This is a genomic window from Parabacteroides sp. PFB2-10 (assembly GCF_029893085.1).
Lineage (GTDB): Bacteria > Bacteroidota > Bacteroidia > Bacteroidales > Tannerellaceae > QVMG01.
In genome coordinates this window covers 57,217-73,117 of the sequence record NZ_JARXWI010000001.1, presented here as the reverse complement: position 1 = coordinate 73,117, position 15,901 = coordinate 57,217, and the positions used below count along the sequence as shown (strand labels likewise).

Sequence of the window (15,901 nt, the reverse complement as noted above, 5' to 3'; positions counted from 1 at the left end):
AGGGGCTTCTTTTAGTATGCAGAAACTTCCGATTTATAGTCTTTTGGCATTGTTCCTCCTGATGGTGGCTCTGCCAGCCTGCGAAGAGTTCGACGAGAACTATTCTACCAACCCCAACCTGAAGCTCCGTTTTTCCGTAGACACGCTTGCCTTCGATACCGTTTTTACCGAAACGGGATCGACCACCCGGCAATTCATGATCTATAACCGCAACAAAGAAGCGCTTAACATCGAACAAATCCGCCTCGCCGGAGCCGAAAGAAGCGGCTTCCGCATCAATGTGGATGGCCGTAAGGGCAGTGAATTCGAACATATAGATATCCCGGCCGGCGACAGCCTGTATGTATTCGTGGAGGTAACCATCCGTCCGCACGACCAGGATCAACCGTTTGTCATGCAAGACTCCGTCCTTTTCAGTTATAATGGCAACAACGAGTTCGTACTCCTCCATGCCTACGGGCAGGATGTCTACCTCTACAAAAACGGCGGCGAGATCACAACCGATACCACCTTCACCGCCACCCGCCCCTTCCTGATCTACGGCGATCTGGTCGTTGCGCCCGGCGCAACGCTTCGCATCGAAGAGGGAGCTACCCTCTATATGCACGACAAAGCCAATATCACCGTACACGGCACCCTGTTGGCGGAAGGATCCGAGGAGCTTCCGATCACCATCCGCGGCGATCGAACCGACTATATCATCCCCAGCCTGCCCTACGACCATTCGCCTGCGCAATGGGGTGGCATCCGGTTTATGCCGGAGAGCTTCGGCAACAGCTTCGATTATGTCTACATACGCAACGGCAACAGCGGCCTTGATTGCCTGCCCGCCACGCCTGATGAACGGAAAATCAGCATCACCAACTCCCGCATCTCCAACATGGGGGGCAATCTGTTGAAAGCGCTCAACTGCGATATCGAAGTGATCAACACCGAACTCAGCAATGCCCGCGACACGCTCGTGACCATCCGGGGCGGAAAGGCTGACTTTATCCATTGCACCCTGGCTAACTATATGTCGGTAGCCGGGCGGCGCGATACCACCTTCACCCTATACCTGTCGAATAACCTCTCGAAAGAGCAAACCGCCCCGCTGGCTGTCCGCTTCGACAACTGTCTGATCGACGGCAATCGCAATGCCGGAAAGACATTTACGGAAATGGGAGGCGAAATCTTTTTCGACATAAACGAAAACGAAACATTCGCGTATCATTTCAACCATTGCCTGATCAAGACCGCGGTGGAAGAGAATCCCAACTATACCAATGTATTGACCATCCCCGCCTCAACCGGCTCTTCCTACAAATTGTTTTTCAAGATCGGTGGCAAAGAGAATGAATACGGGTATGACTTCCGCATCGCAAAGAACGATGTGCCGGCTGTCGGAAATGCCGACCCGGAAGTAGCCGCCCGTTACCCCATCGACCGGTATGGCGTAAGCCGGACGGAAGGTGCCTTCGCTCCGACTATTGGAGCCTATGAATATATCCATCTGGAGGAAGAAGAAACAGAATAAGCCCCCACATGAAAAGAATTGTCCTTCTTATTTTTGTAGGACTTTTACCATTCCTTGCCTATTCGCAGGTACCCGATGATTTCCGGATCATGTGGTATAATGTGGAAAACCTGTTCGACAGCACGGACGATCCCTTGACCAACGACAATGAGTTTCTGCCCGATGGCGACCGCCGCTGGACGCCGAAACGCTACAATCATAAACTGCAACAGATCGCCCGGGTGATTCATGCCGCCGGGCAGTGGAGCACACCGGCAATTATCGGATTAGGCGAAGTAGAGAACGATACGGTCATCACCCATCTTCTCTCCCGTACCCCCTTGCGCAATCAGGCCTATCAATATGTCATAACCTCCGGCTCCGACCCTCGCGGAATCAACGTTGCCCTCCTCTATCAACGCGACAAATTCGCCCACATCGGCCACCGTTCCATCCCCGTGGCCTACCGGGAAGGACGGGAGAAGCCGACACGCGACATTCTGCATCTCTGGGGAAGAGTCATCACCGGTGACACCCTCGATATCATCGCCTGCCATCTCCCTTCGCGCTCCGGAGGCGGAAAGGAGACAGAAGGCTACCGCATGGATGCCACCCGTCAGATGCGACTCCTTTGCGACTCCTTATATCGCGTGCGATCCTCCGCCCATATCATCCTGATGGGTGATTTCAACGATACGCCAGCCGACAAAAGCATGCGCGAAGGGTTACGGGCGATGCCATACGATCCGGACAAAACCTCTTCCCCTTCCGAAGAGTCGCTCTCGCTTTATAATCTTTTCGCCGATCCCAAACGGCTAAGCTATCCCGGAAGCCACAAGTATCAAGGCGAATGGAACCAGCTGGATCATATCATCGTCAGCAGCAACCTACTCTCTCCAGGCAATAAAATATCTGTTATTCCCGGCAGTATCTGTCTTTTCGCCCCCTCTTTCCTTTTTACAGAAGACCAGACCCACCGGGGAGTTCGCCCCCTCCGAAGCTTCTATGGCTACCAATACGAAGCCGGCTTCAGCGATCACCTTCCGCTGCTTCTGGATCTGAAATTCATCTCCGAATAAAAAGTTAACAAATATTAAATTGTCCGTTTTTACAAAAACATCGAATTTACGATTTGTAATTTCGGAGGGACTTTGCGCGCAAAAAAGCGGGAGTTTGGAGACAAACTCCCGGGAGAAACACTTTTTAACGTATGGAATTGTAAGCAAAATGGGCGTTTTGCTTACAAACGCGATTTTAACATTTTGAAAAAAGAGGCATCTCCTTCACTCCTTCAAACTCGTGTAATTTTTCAAACCGGTTTGCAGGAATTCCACATAGCGCGATACCTCTTCATCGTAGGCATAGGGGCTGTTTAATGGCATGCCATCGTTGTCGATCAACACATAGAAGGGTTGGGCATTGGCGCCGAACTTCGCACGCTGCAGATAGCTCCATTTATCGCCGATCGTACGCAATGTTCGCTGCTTCCCGTATTCCTCCACCGTGAGGGGTGCCGTGAGGGGCGTTTTGTCGTCGACAAAGAGGGTGATCAATACATAGTCTTCGTTGATCAATCCGCTTACCTGGGTGTCGGTCCACACCGCCAGTTCCATTTTCCGGCAGTTCACACAGCCATAGCCGGTGAAGTCGAGCATAACAGGTTTGCCCTGCTTGCGCGCATACATCATGCCGGCGTCAAAGTCGTCGAACTGCGCATGCACCTCGCGGGTGTAGAGATTGAAATCCTGCGTCTTCATCGGTGGCGAGAAAGCGCTGACTGCCTTCAATGGTGCTCCCCACAAACCCGGTATCATATAGACGGCAAAAGCCAGGGAGGCCAGGGCGAGGAAAAAGCGCGGAACGCTCACCTTTGTGTTGTCGTCGTCGTGCGGAAATTTGATCTTCCCCAACAGATAGGCACCCAACAAGAAGAAGAGCACGATCCAGAGCGCCAAGAACACCTCCCGGTCGAGGATGCGCCAGCCGTAGGCCAGGTCGGCTACCGACAGGAACTTCAAGGCGAATGCCAATTCCAGAAAGCCCAAGGTGACCTTCACCACATTCATCCATCCGCCCGATTTGGGCATCGATTTGAGCCAGGAGGGGAAGAGGGCAAACAGGGTGAAAGGAAGCGCCAGGGCAATGGCGAATCCCAACATGCCGATGGCGGGTGCGATGATGCTTCCGGTGGAAGAGACCTCTACTAAGAGAAAACCAATAATTGGCCCGGTGCAGGAGAAGGAGACTAATGCGAGCGTGAAAGCCATCAGGAAGATGCTAAGCAATCCGGTGGTCTGTTCCGCTTTGCTATCGACAGCCGTTGTCCACTTCGCGGGAAGCGTGATTTCAAAGGCGCCAAAAAAGGAGGCGGCAAACACCACCAGCATCAGGCAGAAAAGGATATTAAACACCGCGTTGGTCGAGAGCGCATTGAGCGCGCTTGCCCCGAAGATCAGGGTGATAGCGATGCCCAACGTCAGGTAGATCACGACGATAGAGGCGCCATAGGTCCAGGCGTCGCGTATCCCTTTTTTCTTATCCTTCGTGCGTTTGAGGAAGAAGCTGACCGTCATAGGAATGATCGGCCATACGCAGGGGGTGAACAAGGCCAACAGGCCACCGACCAGTCCGGTCAAAAAGATATAGAGCCAGGAACGATCGGAGGCTTCCGCCGTCTGATCGCCGAAACTGTTCAGTTCGGTGATCACCGGTTTCCAGTAGTCGGCATTGCCAAGAGCCGGTGTCCGCCCTCCTTCGGGAGCGATCGCTACCGAAACGGTGCCGGGCTCTTTGCCAAAGGAAAACTCAACGCTGGTAGGCGGCAGGCAGCGCTCATCGTCGCAGGCGCCATACTCCATATAGCCTCGCAGGTAATAGTCCGCTTCGGTCAGGCGCACTTTTTGTACAAAGGTGGCTTTTTGTTCGAAGTAGCGCAGTTGCATTTCGAAAATCTTATCATACATTTCCTGCTCGTCGCCGACGGGAGTCAGTTCTCCCACCAGTTCGGCACCTACGATCTGCTCGATATGAAACGTAGCCGAGGTGGGGCCGTCGTCGGGTAGGGCAGTTGAATAGACATGCCAGCCCGGTTCGATCTCTCCGGTGAAAACAATTTCCGCCTCCCCGGGGGCGAGGGTGTTCCACTTGGTGCTGAAAACAACAGGATCCTGTATTTGAGCAAAAGCGGAGACACTCCCCCAGAGAATAAATAAAAAGAGTTGTATTAGTTTTGTGTTCATAGTGAATTCGCGTTGTTAAGAGAGGGAAGGAATTTTAGGGTTGAAACAGGCTCTCCAGTTTGTTAGCCAGCTCTTCGCCCCGAAGGTTCTCGCCGACCATGACCTTTTCGGCATCGATCAGATACATGGTAGGCACGAATTTTATCTTATAGAGCGCGGCGATCTCGCCTTTGTCTAAGAAATTAGGCCATGGCAGCTGTTCCTCTTCGAGCGCTTTTTCCCAGTCTTCTGCTTTTTTGTCGATCGAGATGCTGATAATCTCGAAACCTTTGTCGGCATATTGCGCATACAACTTCTTCAGGTTCGGAATCTCTTTGCGGCAGGGGTTACACCAGGAGGCCCAAAAGTCCAGGAGGATATACTTCTTACCCTGACAGAGTTCGTCTAAGCTAACCTTTTTACCGGTGGCATCCTCAATCGTGAACGCCTCGACTTCAGACCCTACCTGTCCGGCGGGATAGAGTTCTTCTTTTACCTTTTGTCCGTAGTACGACTGCTTTGCCTCCTCGGAGAAAGCTTCATACCAAGACTTTTGTTCTTCACCCAGATACGAGGTGAGGGTGATCATCATCAAAGGACCCCAGAACGTATCTTTATTGTCCATCACAAGCTGCTCATAAGAGGAGCTGACGGTCTGGAAGAAGTTTGATTCCGATTCGGCCATCGCCTTGTATTCCTCGGTTTTTGTAAATTCTTCCAACGCAGCCTCGTTTTTCTCCTGACGTAGGGCTGATAGCTTGGCGTGCACCTCCGCATAGGTTTCGTGATGCGCATTGTAAATATCATCCATTTTGCCGCGTATGCTGTATAGCTCCATATACTTCTTGGTGAGAGGAGATCCTGTCACATTCAACCCAGAGAAATCATACTGTGCAGTGCCATCATAGGCTTTGCTCTCTGTTAGCTTCCCGTTGATATTTATGGAGGCATTCTCCAACATCATCATTTGGGAGCCGTAGGTATCTTTTACACTCAGTCTTACTGCCAGAGGCTCTTCCATCTGTCCCTTGAGGGTGAATTTACCGTTGACCGCTACTGCTTCGGCTATAGGCGTTTCGAGATCATGACTTATGGGAGTGAATTGTATCACAGCCTCCGCGGGCAGTCCTTCAATCTCGCCGCTGATGGTGTACGAGGTCGCCGTCTTCGGGCTGCAGCCTATTAAGAGAAATAGACTGCAAAGAGTTGTACTTAGAATTGTTTTTAGATTCATGTTTTTGTTTATTTAGCTGTAATTGATTTTATCTTTCCAAATCCGGTGGTGATCCACGGGTTGACATGGTCGGGAGCAAACATACCTCCCCACTGCCAACGGGGCGCGCCGCTATAGGGATCTACTTCAAACTCCACAAGGGTACCCTTCTGGCTGTTTTCGTTCCACACACCGATCCACAACACATTACCTGCCGACGGGAAGCCGCCGCCACCCTGTCCGAAAAAGACATGCAGGCAGGTCACTTCATCCGTTCCTTCGCATTCGTAAATGGTGGTAGCCGTGGTCTGTCCGGAGCTGGGCGAGAAGGAATAGACACCCTTTTCGGTCGCGTAATAGAAGGCGGAGCCGTGGTAGTTAGCAGTGAAATACTTCGCGTTCCGGATATCCTGGCAGTCGCTCAGGTCGATGATCGATCCGGCACCGTTTCCACTCAGGTCGCCATTGTCGATCACGTTGCTGAACTTAAGGATGTAAAGGTATATCTTCCCTTCCTTTTCGATAAGCGCGTAGGTCTTTCCGGCTTCTCCGGCACTGATAAACAGCGGTTCTGCCGGCAGGCGTTTGGCGTCGATAATGGCATCGGCCGAGGTGGTTTTAAACTCGCTGACCTCTGTCGCTGTTGGGAAGTAGGGACGGAAGCCCTGGCTCTTAGTGTCGAATATCACCTGGTCGGCATTGATGGCGCCGGTGACGGCACCCCAGCTCACACGTGTCTCGTCGCTTAGGTAAGTAGCTGCCCGGTAGTTGCCCCCGATGGGTGCGGAGAATTTGCGGTCGTTGGCCTTGCCGGTATAGAGCACATGCAGTTTGCCATCGTTGATCAGGAACTCACATTCGTTCATATACTTCATGGTCTGCGGCGCATAGGTCGGCAGGGAGTAGAACATATTGTCGAATGTCTCCATCAATTCCAGGCCGGAGAAGTTGAGGCGATAACCATTCTCTTCGGTGAAGGCGTAGTAGTAGTCTTTCCCGAAGCTGATAAAGGAGGGCTTGCCGGAAAGCGTCTCTCCGCTCAAGCTGCTATAGTAATGGGGAATAAAGGCATCGCCCCCGTAGATCAGGCAAAGAGCGCTGGTGTAAAAGTCGATATCGGTCTGCCCGTTATATTCCGAAAGTATATAAGCACCGTTTTTGGCTCCCGCTTTTAATATTTGGAAATACATTTCCTGCATCTTCATGGTGCTTCGGAGGCCACGCACGGTGTCTTCCACCACTAAGTAGGAGGCCCACATGCCCGGCGCCAGATTCACCTTCCAGTCAATATCCAACGTGCGACAAAGGGTATCGGGCGCGGGGAAAACCATGCTGTTGCCCACTTGTATCTCTTTGTAAGGATAGGGATGCGCGATCCAGGCATAGGTCAGATTCTCCGGATAGGGATAGTTGACACGCGGACTCATGCGGATGGTGTCACCCGGATAGTAGTTGTAGGTAAAGGCGGTGCGGTTTTCTACGCCCACGGTATCGATCTCTATCACACCCACCTCGCTCTCGCTGAGGTAGATATAATTGCCGTCGTCCTGATAGCAGCTATAGAGTCCTGCCGTCAGAAGAAGGGCGATAAGTATGTTTTTTATTATTCTCTTCATGATTGATCTGTTTAGAATGATATAATAGATGATTTAGAAGGTCACCAACTGTCCGTTCTCGTCGGTCAGCGGATTGCCCGGATTGGCCTGGTTGTAAGCGGTCAACGCGTTCTTCATGCGGATCTTATAGTTGTTTAGTTCCGCCCAGCTCATGCCTTTGAATTCGCCAATCGCCAGGGTATCGATGATAAAACGATGTTTGGTCTGGCTATATGCGCCGAAGAACTCTTTCAATTCGGTATCCCAGTTTTGCGGTTTGCTCAACACATCGTTCCATTTCAACAGGAAATGATCCTGCTCAATCACGCCGGAGGTGAAGTCACCCGAGGGTTCTATCTCGACATAGAGGCGAACCGTTTCCTGCAACAACTCCTGGGTACGTAACAGGGTAATTGTGAAATTAGCGCTATACGCATTGGCCGGAATGGTCACCTCGGCGGGCATCTCGTATTGAGAGCTCTTGGCGGTGCTCTTTTCAGAGACAACACGCAGTTTTACTTTCCGCTCAACGGGCGAGTTGTATCCCATGACAAACAGGCTCATATTCATCTCTTGCCGGGTTATCTCGGAGGGATAAGCGGCAAAGGAGAAGGCCAACGAATCGGTTTCGAGCGCCCATTCCTTCGGGCCTTCCAGGCGCACACGCGCTTCGTCCTGATAATAAAAGCCATCGTTCTGGCAGGATGTCCACAACAAGGCGAACAGGGACGATAAGAAGATTATTTTCGTTATTTTCATTGTCTTACATTCTTTTAAATGGTTATTTGCGATTTCCGAATTCGATCTCATTGTCCGGCATCGGCAATACATATACATTGTCGCTGGTATTGACCGCAGCTCCTTCGATACGCGGGGCATTCAATCGTTTGTAATAATAGAACATCTGTGCTTCGCCCAGGAATTCTTTCCGGTATTCCTTGCCAATTTCCTCCTGGATCTGCTGGGGTGTCAGATTGCTTTCGAGGGCAAAGTCCTTCAGATTGCGGTAGCTACGCACGATATTCAATAACTCGATAGCACGCGCAGGGTTGCTTTCTTTCAAGGCTTCCGCAGCGATGTAGTAGGATTCCGACTTACGGATCACAGGCATCACATCGTTATACGCGCCGCCTACATACTGGTGGTATTTCCAAAAGTATTTGCCGTCGCCATCGTAAGAGAAACCTTTCAGCATGCGGTAGTCGTTACCATAGCCTTTACTTGACTTCTCAAAGATCTGATCGGCTTTGTCGTCGGAAGGGGTCAGCGTGTTGTTGCCCGACGATGAGGTGAAATAATATTTCACAATGTTATCCAGATCTTTGATGTTGAGATAGAAAAGCGTTTCGTCTCTGAATATACGGTTGCATTGTTCCTCTTGGGATACTTCAATCGAAGAATAGTGTGTCCAACCGAAATTGCTATTATCCTCTTCGCCCTCTTCAATGATGATATTGGCATATTCCAATGCTTTGGCCAGGTCGCCTTTGTAGAGATAGGCGCGTGCCAGCGTGCCGATCACGGCATAATAGTTGAAATAGACCCGGCGGGCATAACGTACCTTGTAGTCTTCATCCAACAGAAAAGGGTCTACCTGTAACAAATCGGCCGCTTTCAACAGATCGGCAATGATCAGATCGAGGGTTTCCGTGACGGTTTTCTGCCCGGTAATACCTTTTCCGTAGCTATCGACGTATGGCACTCCGCTGGCCTGGCCGTTGCTGGCTGGCGAAGGCGAATAGAGACGCAGCATATCGAGGTGCAGGAAGGCGCGCAATCCCAAGGCTTCCCCTTTGTAGAGGTCGTGGTTGTCGTCGCTGAATATATTCGGATCCACTTCGTCGATGTACTGAAGCAGCACATTCAGGTTGGCAATCTGGTTATACGTGCGTGTCCACATCATATCGATATAGCCCTTGGTGCTTGTCTCTTCGTAGTTGTATTCGCCGGCATAGCGATACATACTGTTGGGTTTCAGGTCGTAATCCTGTGACAAAACAGATACCAATCCGAACGACATATCACGTCCGTACATGGTGGTTTGGCTCATGGCGGTATAGACACCGGTGAGCTGGTCTTTGAAACCGTTTTCGCGCTCGAAGTGCAGGTCGGTCGGGATCTCCGACTTAGGACGCACATCCAACCAGTCGTCGCAAGAGGTCAATAGCTGACCGCCGATAAAGAGCGAGATTCCTATAAATAATATATTTCGTTTCATATTGTTTCGTATTAATGGTTAGAATGTAGCCTGCACCGCAAACGAGAAGCTACGGGCAAACGGATAGGTAGTACCACGCTCTGTTTTCACAGAAGAGATGATAAACAAATCGTTCAGATAAGCCGTCACCTTCAGGCGTTCCAGGAAAGAATTCTTCACAAAAGCGCAGTTCCGGAAGTCATAATAGACATTGACAGAGGAGAGGTTCAATGTGTTATAGTCTTCCACAAAGCGGGAGGTCGGACGGGTGTACGATTTATCGGTGATCGCTTTATAAAGCGCCACGTCGCCCTCTTTCTGCCAGCGGTCGGTGAATACCCGGCGGTCGACATTGTAGTAAGGACTGGCATTCTCTACTTTGTTCACCAAGGTAGAGTTATAAATCTGTCCGCCTAAGCGGTAATTGAAGGTGGCTCCGAAACCGAATCCGTTTATTTCGGCATTGAATCCGAAGTTGCCATTGAACTCCGGTTGCGCGTCGCCGCAAACTACCTGGTCGTCCGCGTCCCATTCGTAGGTGACGGTTCCGTCCTTTTTCAGGTAGATCTCTTTCCCGTTCTGCGGGTCGATTCCCAGTGAACGTACGGCCCAGATAGCACTCAACGACTCACCCTCTTCATAACGCACGGAGGGAGCGGTGATATTGCTCTTGTTGTCATCGTTTTCTTCTTTGCCTTTATTGGCGTCCTGGTCTTCGTTGAATTTACGCAAGCTGTTCGATATCTTGGTGATTTTGTTCCGGTTGCGTGAGATGGAAGAGAACACATTAACATAGCTGCGTGTCTTTTTATCTTCCCAAAGGCGGGCATTCAGGTAGCCTTCAAAACCTTTGTTTTCCGTTTCGCCCATGTTCTCGCGATAGGTACTGAATCCGGTCGATTGGGGAACGGTGATGTCTGTCAACATACTTTTGGTCGTTGCCGTGTAGTAGTCGAAGCGTCCGGTGAGTCGTCCTTTCAGGAAGCCGAAGTCGACACCCACACTGTTATCGTATTTCTTCTGCCATTGCAGATCAGGATTTGCCAAGCCTACCAGGTAGGAACCGATCATTCCGTTGTAGGAGTAGTTGCCATAGTATTTCACCGTAGCCAATGCCTCGTAGGTACTGAAGCCCTGCGAACCGGTATATCCGGTGGAGAGGCGCAGTTTCAACTGGCTAAGCCATTCGCTGTCCTCCAGGAATTTTTCTTTGTGGATGTTCCACCCGGCACCTAACGACCAGAAAGAACCCCAACGGTTGTTGGCACCAAACTCGGAAGAACCCGTCAGGCGGTAGTTTCCGTCGAAGAGATAGCGGTCGTCGTAGGAGTAGTTCACCGAAGCAATACCACCCACGCTACGCGAAATACCTTCGTATCCGGTCGGTTTGGTCGTCTTCGTATCGTATTGCACGCCGAAGATGATATGGTCCATGTTCTCATTTGGGAAACCTTCCGCCTGCATGGCCGAGGCGTTGTAGGTGTAATTGGAGAAGTTCACCTGTCCGTTGAAGAACAAAAGATGTTTGTCCATCTGTATGGAATAGCTTACGCCCAGGTCGCCATTCATATTGAAGTGGTCGCCATTCTCTTTATAATAGCGCCCTTTTTTGTACATATCTTCCGCGCTGTAGTTGATGAAGTCGGTATGCGAGGCCGGTCTGAAGTTGTCCTGCGAAGTGGTTTTCTTCGTCAGTCCCAGGCGTCCCGTCAGCTTCAGATTGGTCAAGACGTTCCATTCTGCGTAGAAATTATTGGTGATATCGGTGTATTTCGAGAGGTTGGCGGTATTGATCGTGGAATTCCACATCGGATTGGCCGTCTTTGTTCCGCCGGGCACATAGCTGTAGCTCTGCATCAACTGTCCTTTTTCGTCGTACAGACGGCTGTAGGGATTCATCGTCGTATAGGTATAGAAGCTGCCCCAGGGCGAGTCGTTGGCTTCGTTGTAGGTGATCGATAATTTATTGCGGAACTGGAAGTTCTTCACCCGGTAGGAAAGGGTCACGCCTCCCGCGAAGGTCGAACGGTCTGATCCTTTCATTACCCCCTGTATGTTGTTATAGGAAAGGTCAACACCATAGAGCATATACTGGTCGCCCCCTTCGAGGTAGAGTGCATGCTTCTGGCCTACGCCGGTACGCACCGGTTGTGCTTTCCAGTCGGTATTGACACCGGCCAATACCTCCCGCAGTTTGGTTTCATATTCTTTCTGATAGGCGATCTGCGTCACCGCGTTGTCACTGTAATACAATCCCGCCATGCGTTCCAACTCCAGTTTCTCCGCCGCATTACAGAGGTCGTAACTGCTCAGGTCGGGCAGTTCCAGGTTCAGGCTTCCGTTGTAGGTCACCTTCATGCGTCCCGCTTCCGGACGTTTGGTTTCCACCACGATTACCCCGTTGGCTGCCTTCGAACCGTAGATAGCTTTCGCGGTCGCATCCTTGAGCAAGGTGATGCTTTCGACCATATTCATGTCGAGGTCCATGATCTTTGTCAGGTTGGTTTCAAAGCCATCCAAAATGAATAGCGGTTGGTTCGGGTTGGAAACATACTCCCCTTTGAGGTCATTCAGTCCTGTTTGCCCACGCATCTGGAAGTCAGGCATGGCATTGGGGTTAGACCCGGCACTCAGGTTGTCGATCTGCACGAAAGAAGGATCCAGGTTCGCCAGGCTGGAAAGCAGGTTCTGGTTCCCGATCTTCAATAGTTCTTCGCTTTTGACCGTAGAAACAGCCCCCGTATAGGTGTTTGCTTTACGCGTAAAAGCACCCGTTACGACCACCTCATCCAACACTTCGGAAGCGTCCGACAGGCGGATTTGATACTCGTTCTTGGCTGTCAATGTCACCACCTGGGTAGTAAACCCTAAGAAAGAGACTTCGATCTCTTTGGCTGTAGTGGGCAACACTAAATGAAAATGCCCGTTCGCATCTGTCGATACGGCAAACAAACTCTCCGACGCGTTGACTTTTTTCTGCATCACATGCGCACCAGGCAGCGGTTCGCCGCTTTCGTCGGTCACAATACCACTGATTGTTCTTGTGTTCTGCGCATAGGTTACGAGGTTACCCAGGGTGAACAGTGCTAAGACAATCAAAAACCAACGGCATCGTACCTTGTGGCCTGAATAGTAAATAGCATTTCTAATCATATTTTCAAAATTTGTATTGATTTAACGAGTCCAAATAAAAGGAATAAATAACGAAAAGCCGCATGGGAAGGGCTTCCAAAAACGGCAATTGCCTTATATGAAAAAAATAGTAGTTATCAGTCGCAGCGACTGATCTCCTGAATCTTGTTCTTGTATTGCGCCGGGGTCATGCCCACGGTGTTCTGGAAGAGTTTGTAGAAGGTGGTCATGGAGTTGAATCCCAGATCGGCCGAGATGGCTTTGAGTGGCGTGTCGTTGGCCGGATCACTCAACAGGCGCACCGCCTCATTAATACGGTACCTGTTTATATATTGTGTAAAGGTCTGGTTGGTTTGTTCGTTAATAGCCTGCGACAGATAGGTGCGGTTGGTGTCTAATCGCTCGGCCACCTTTTCTTTGGTGAGTAAGTTGTCGCGGTAGATCTGCTCGGATTGCATCAGTTTCTCTAAGCGCAGAAAGAGGGAGTTCTTTTTCTCTTCGGTCAGCGACGATTGTGCATATTTCTCCATTTCACCGTTCTTTTCACTCTCTCCGGCGATGGCCTGTTGCTCCAATTCCTGTATCTGCGATTCCAGGTTGCGCTCCCGCCGGATAGCCTCTTTGTTTTGCTCCACGATGGCGCGATAGAAACGATTCTTACGCAGGTAGAGGTAATAGAAAAAGAGCGCCACCGTCAGAATAACAATCAGGATAAAGATCAATAACTGCTCCTGCTTAGCCTGCTGAAGCAATTCCATTTTCTGCTGTTGGACGAGGTTTTCATGACGCTCCATATCATATTTGACACGCAGATCGCTGATGATTCGCTCCTTGTCGGCACTGAACAGGCTATCACTCTCCACATGATACTGGCGCTGGTAGTCCAATGCTTCGGCATACATACCCATGGATTCATAACAGGCTGACAACTCTTTTAATAACTCGTCGCGGTAGATGGGCATATGGTTGGTACGCGACAAATCGATCGCTTCCTTAAGCAGATCGATCGCTTCGGAGGTTCTGTTCAATAACCTCAACGCCTGTGCATAGCCATTGAGATTGATCACCACCGAAGAGATCTGGTTTTTCTCTTTTTCGACCAGACCCATTTCAAAGTATTCAAGCGCCTGAGCAGGATCACCTTGCGCGGTAAGTATCTGCCCGTAGAGCGCGTAGACCTTTGCCTGGTTGTAGAACTCGTTGCGCAGCATGATAAACTCCGCCTCTTTGATGTATTGCAGCGCCTTTTCATAGTTTTCCATCAGGAAATACAAATAGGCGGCATCGATGCTGCTGCAATAGATGGTATAGACATCGTTCTTCGCATGTCCCAGTTCGTAGGCTTCCAACGAATATTTCAATCCGGCGGGATCCCTCTTCAGGTAATAGATGCCCGAGAGGTTCACCAACAGGAGCGAATGAAGCCGCTCGTATCCACATCGCTTGGCTGCCTCTATGCCTTGGAAGAAATAATGTATAGCGGAATAATAATCCTTATCGATATTGGAGGCATACAATCCCAGCCCGTTGTAGATGGAGCAAAGCGCCGAATCATTCTTGGCGGATATTCCAATGGATTGCGCCTGTCCCAGGTGGTTGAAGGCATTACGATCGCCCTTCATCAGGTTGGCCTGCCCCAAACAGATATGCGCGTAGAGAATGGCATTATCATAATCTTGCCGTTCATAACCGATGTCAAACAGCTTCTCCCCATAATAGATAGCCTGGTCATAGTCGGCCTTGTGGAGGTAGAGGAAACAGATCTTTTTTAATACCTCTACATTCTCCGGGTCTTGTTCGAGAAGCGCTTTTTGCTGCGCGATTTCCTGCATCTCTTGCTGCGCATGCGCCGGGAAGGCACACCATAAGAACAGTGCAAAAAACAGGTAGTAGTATCGCATAAAAACAGCGCCTTTCAAGTGAATAATCGAACAATGGCGGGAATTCCCCTTAGACAAAGTTAAGGAATTAAAATTGTTTTTTACTTATTTTCCACAAAAGAAAGAGCCCGAGAAGGGCGGCGGGGATGTAGAAAAAGAGGGCTAAAGTGGGTAAATCAGCGGCGAAATAGGGATTTTCGCTGATCGACTGGTTGGATAGGCCGATCACTGAGATGGCATTGTTGGCGAAATGCACGAAGACGGGTACCCAGAGGCTTCCTGTCCAAAGTAACAGATAACCGAAATAGGCTCCTAATATCAGACGCGGCAGAAAGCCGTAGAATTGCAGATGAAACGCGCTGAAAACGATGGCTGTGATCCAAACCACCGCATGCGGATTCTTTGCCCATCGCGCAACGATCCGCTGAAGAGCCCCTCGGAAATAGAATTCTTCCGTTATGCCGGCGCCCACGGCAATGACTAAGAGATTAAACAAAAGTGAAACCAGCCCTTTCTCTTCCAGTAACAACAATGTCAGCTGCTGCGCCTCGTCCTCCTGCGCGCGCATCCATTCTTCTACCGGCGCCAGTATGTCCGGGAGATGCATCTGCCGGTTGAAATGTTCGGCCACTCCGATGGTCGGAGCCAACAGGAGCAAGCCAACTAAGGCCCAGAAAAAGACCTGTATCTTCGGCCATTTCCGGATGAAAAGAAAATCCCTGACATCGTCGCCCGACAACCAGGCATACAGCAACGCCGGCACTAAGAAAAGTCCGATGGAAGAGATGAGTTGCGCCCAACGAAGTATATCGGGCGAATCCGTCATGTCGGCATCCCATCCTTCTATGATATGGAGCGGAATAGTTCCCAAAAGGGAGAAAACAAATGCACATACCACCGTGATAAATAGAAAAACAAGCAATTGCGTAAACGGATGCGCCTGACCCAGCGAATCCTCTTTGAGTAGTTTTACCGGCATAGATACAGTTAGCTATTTTACATTCCTAATGCCCCAAAGATAGGGGAAGCGATTTGACATTTTGTCAAAAACGCAGGAGTTTTTTTTCGAAATAGTAGGAGTATTTAAAAAAACTCCCGGGAGAAACATTTTTTAACGTATCATATTGTAAAGCAAAATGGCGTTTTTGCTATCAAAATGTCAAAACGAAAA

General features: G+C 50.2%; 10 protein-coding genes. 2 read left to right on the top strand and 8 right to left on the bottom strand.

The window, feature by feature from the left end:
- Positions 1-16 precede the first annotated feature (16 nt).
- Both M2137_RS00310 and M2137_RS00305 read left to right on the top strand, forming a co-directional pair.
- Positions 17-1,516: a hypothetical protein gene (locus M2137_RS00310; RefSeq protein ID WP_280764480.1), complete on the top strand. Its 1,500-nt coding sequence runs from the start codon at positions 17-19 to the stop codon at positions 1,514-1,516.
- An 8-nt stretch (positions 1,517-1,524) separates the two neighbouring features.
- Complete coding sequence (locus M2137_RS00305; protein WP_280764479.1) at positions 1,525-2,574, top strand: endonuclease/exonuclease/phosphatase family protein; 1,050 nt, start codon at positions 1,525-1,527, stop codon at positions 2,572-2,574.
- A 204-nt stretch (positions 2,575-2,778) separates the two neighbouring features.
- On the opposite strand, the gene M2137_RS00300 is transcribed toward M2137_RS00305, so the two are convergent.
- The 8 genes from M2137_RS00300 to M2137_RS00265 all read right to left on the bottom strand — a co-directional run bounded on the left by M2137_RS00300 (position 2,779) and on the right by M2137_RS00265 (position 15,709).
- Entirely contained in the window at positions 2,779-4,734 is a 1,956-nt protein-coding gene (locus M2137_RS00300; RefSeq protein WP_280764478.1) for a cytochrome c biogenesis protein CcdA, read from the bottom strand.
- A 34-nt stretch (positions 4,735-4,768) separates the two neighbouring features.
- Positions 4,769-5,947, bottom strand: a complete 1,179-nt coding sequence (locus tag M2137_RS00295; RefSeq protein WP_280764477.1) for a TlpA disulfide reductase family protein — start codon at positions 5,945-5,947, stop codon at positions 4,769-4,771.
- Positions 5,948-5,955: 8 nt separating this feature from the next.
- Positions 5,956-7,542, bottom strand: a complete 1,587-nt coding sequence (locus M2137_RS00290; RefSeq protein WP_280764476.1) for a PKD-like family lipoprotein — start codon at positions 7,540-7,542, stop codon at positions 5,956-5,958.
- 33 nt (positions 7,543-7,575) lie between these two features.
- Positions 7,576-8,280, bottom strand: a complete 705-nt coding sequence (locus M2137_RS00285) for a DUF4843 domain-containing protein (RefSeq protein ID WP_280764475.1) — start codon at positions 8,278-8,280, stop codon at positions 7,576-7,578.
- Between the two features lie 22 nt (positions 8,281-8,302).
- Positions 8,303-9,739, bottom strand: a complete 1,437-nt coding sequence (locus M2137_RS00280; RefSeq protein WP_280764474.1) for a RagB/SusD family nutrient uptake outer membrane protein — start codon at positions 9,737-9,739, stop codon at positions 8,303-8,305.
- 18 nt (positions 9,740-9,757) lie between these two features.
- Complete coding sequence (locus M2137_RS00275) at positions 9,758-12,871, bottom strand: SusC/RagA family TonB-linked outer membrane protein (RefSeq protein WP_280764473.1); 3,114 nt, start codon at positions 12,869-12,871, stop codon at positions 9,758-9,760.
- A gap of 116 nt (positions 12,872-12,987) precedes the next feature.
- The gene (locus M2137_RS00270) at positions 12,988-14,751 is read right to left on the bottom strand and encodes an AraC family transcriptional regulator (RefSeq protein WP_280764472.1); all 1,764 of its coding nucleotides are present in this window, start codon (positions 14,749-14,751) and stop codon (positions 12,988-12,990) included.
- Positions 14,752-14,818: 67 nt separating this feature from the next.
- Positions 14,819-15,709, bottom strand: coding sequence for a CPBP family intramembrane metalloprotease (locus tag M2137_RS00265; protein WP_280764471.1), 891 nt, complete (start codon positions 15,707-15,709; stop codon positions 14,819-14,821).
- Between the last annotated feature and the right edge of the window lie 192 nt (positions 15,710-15,901).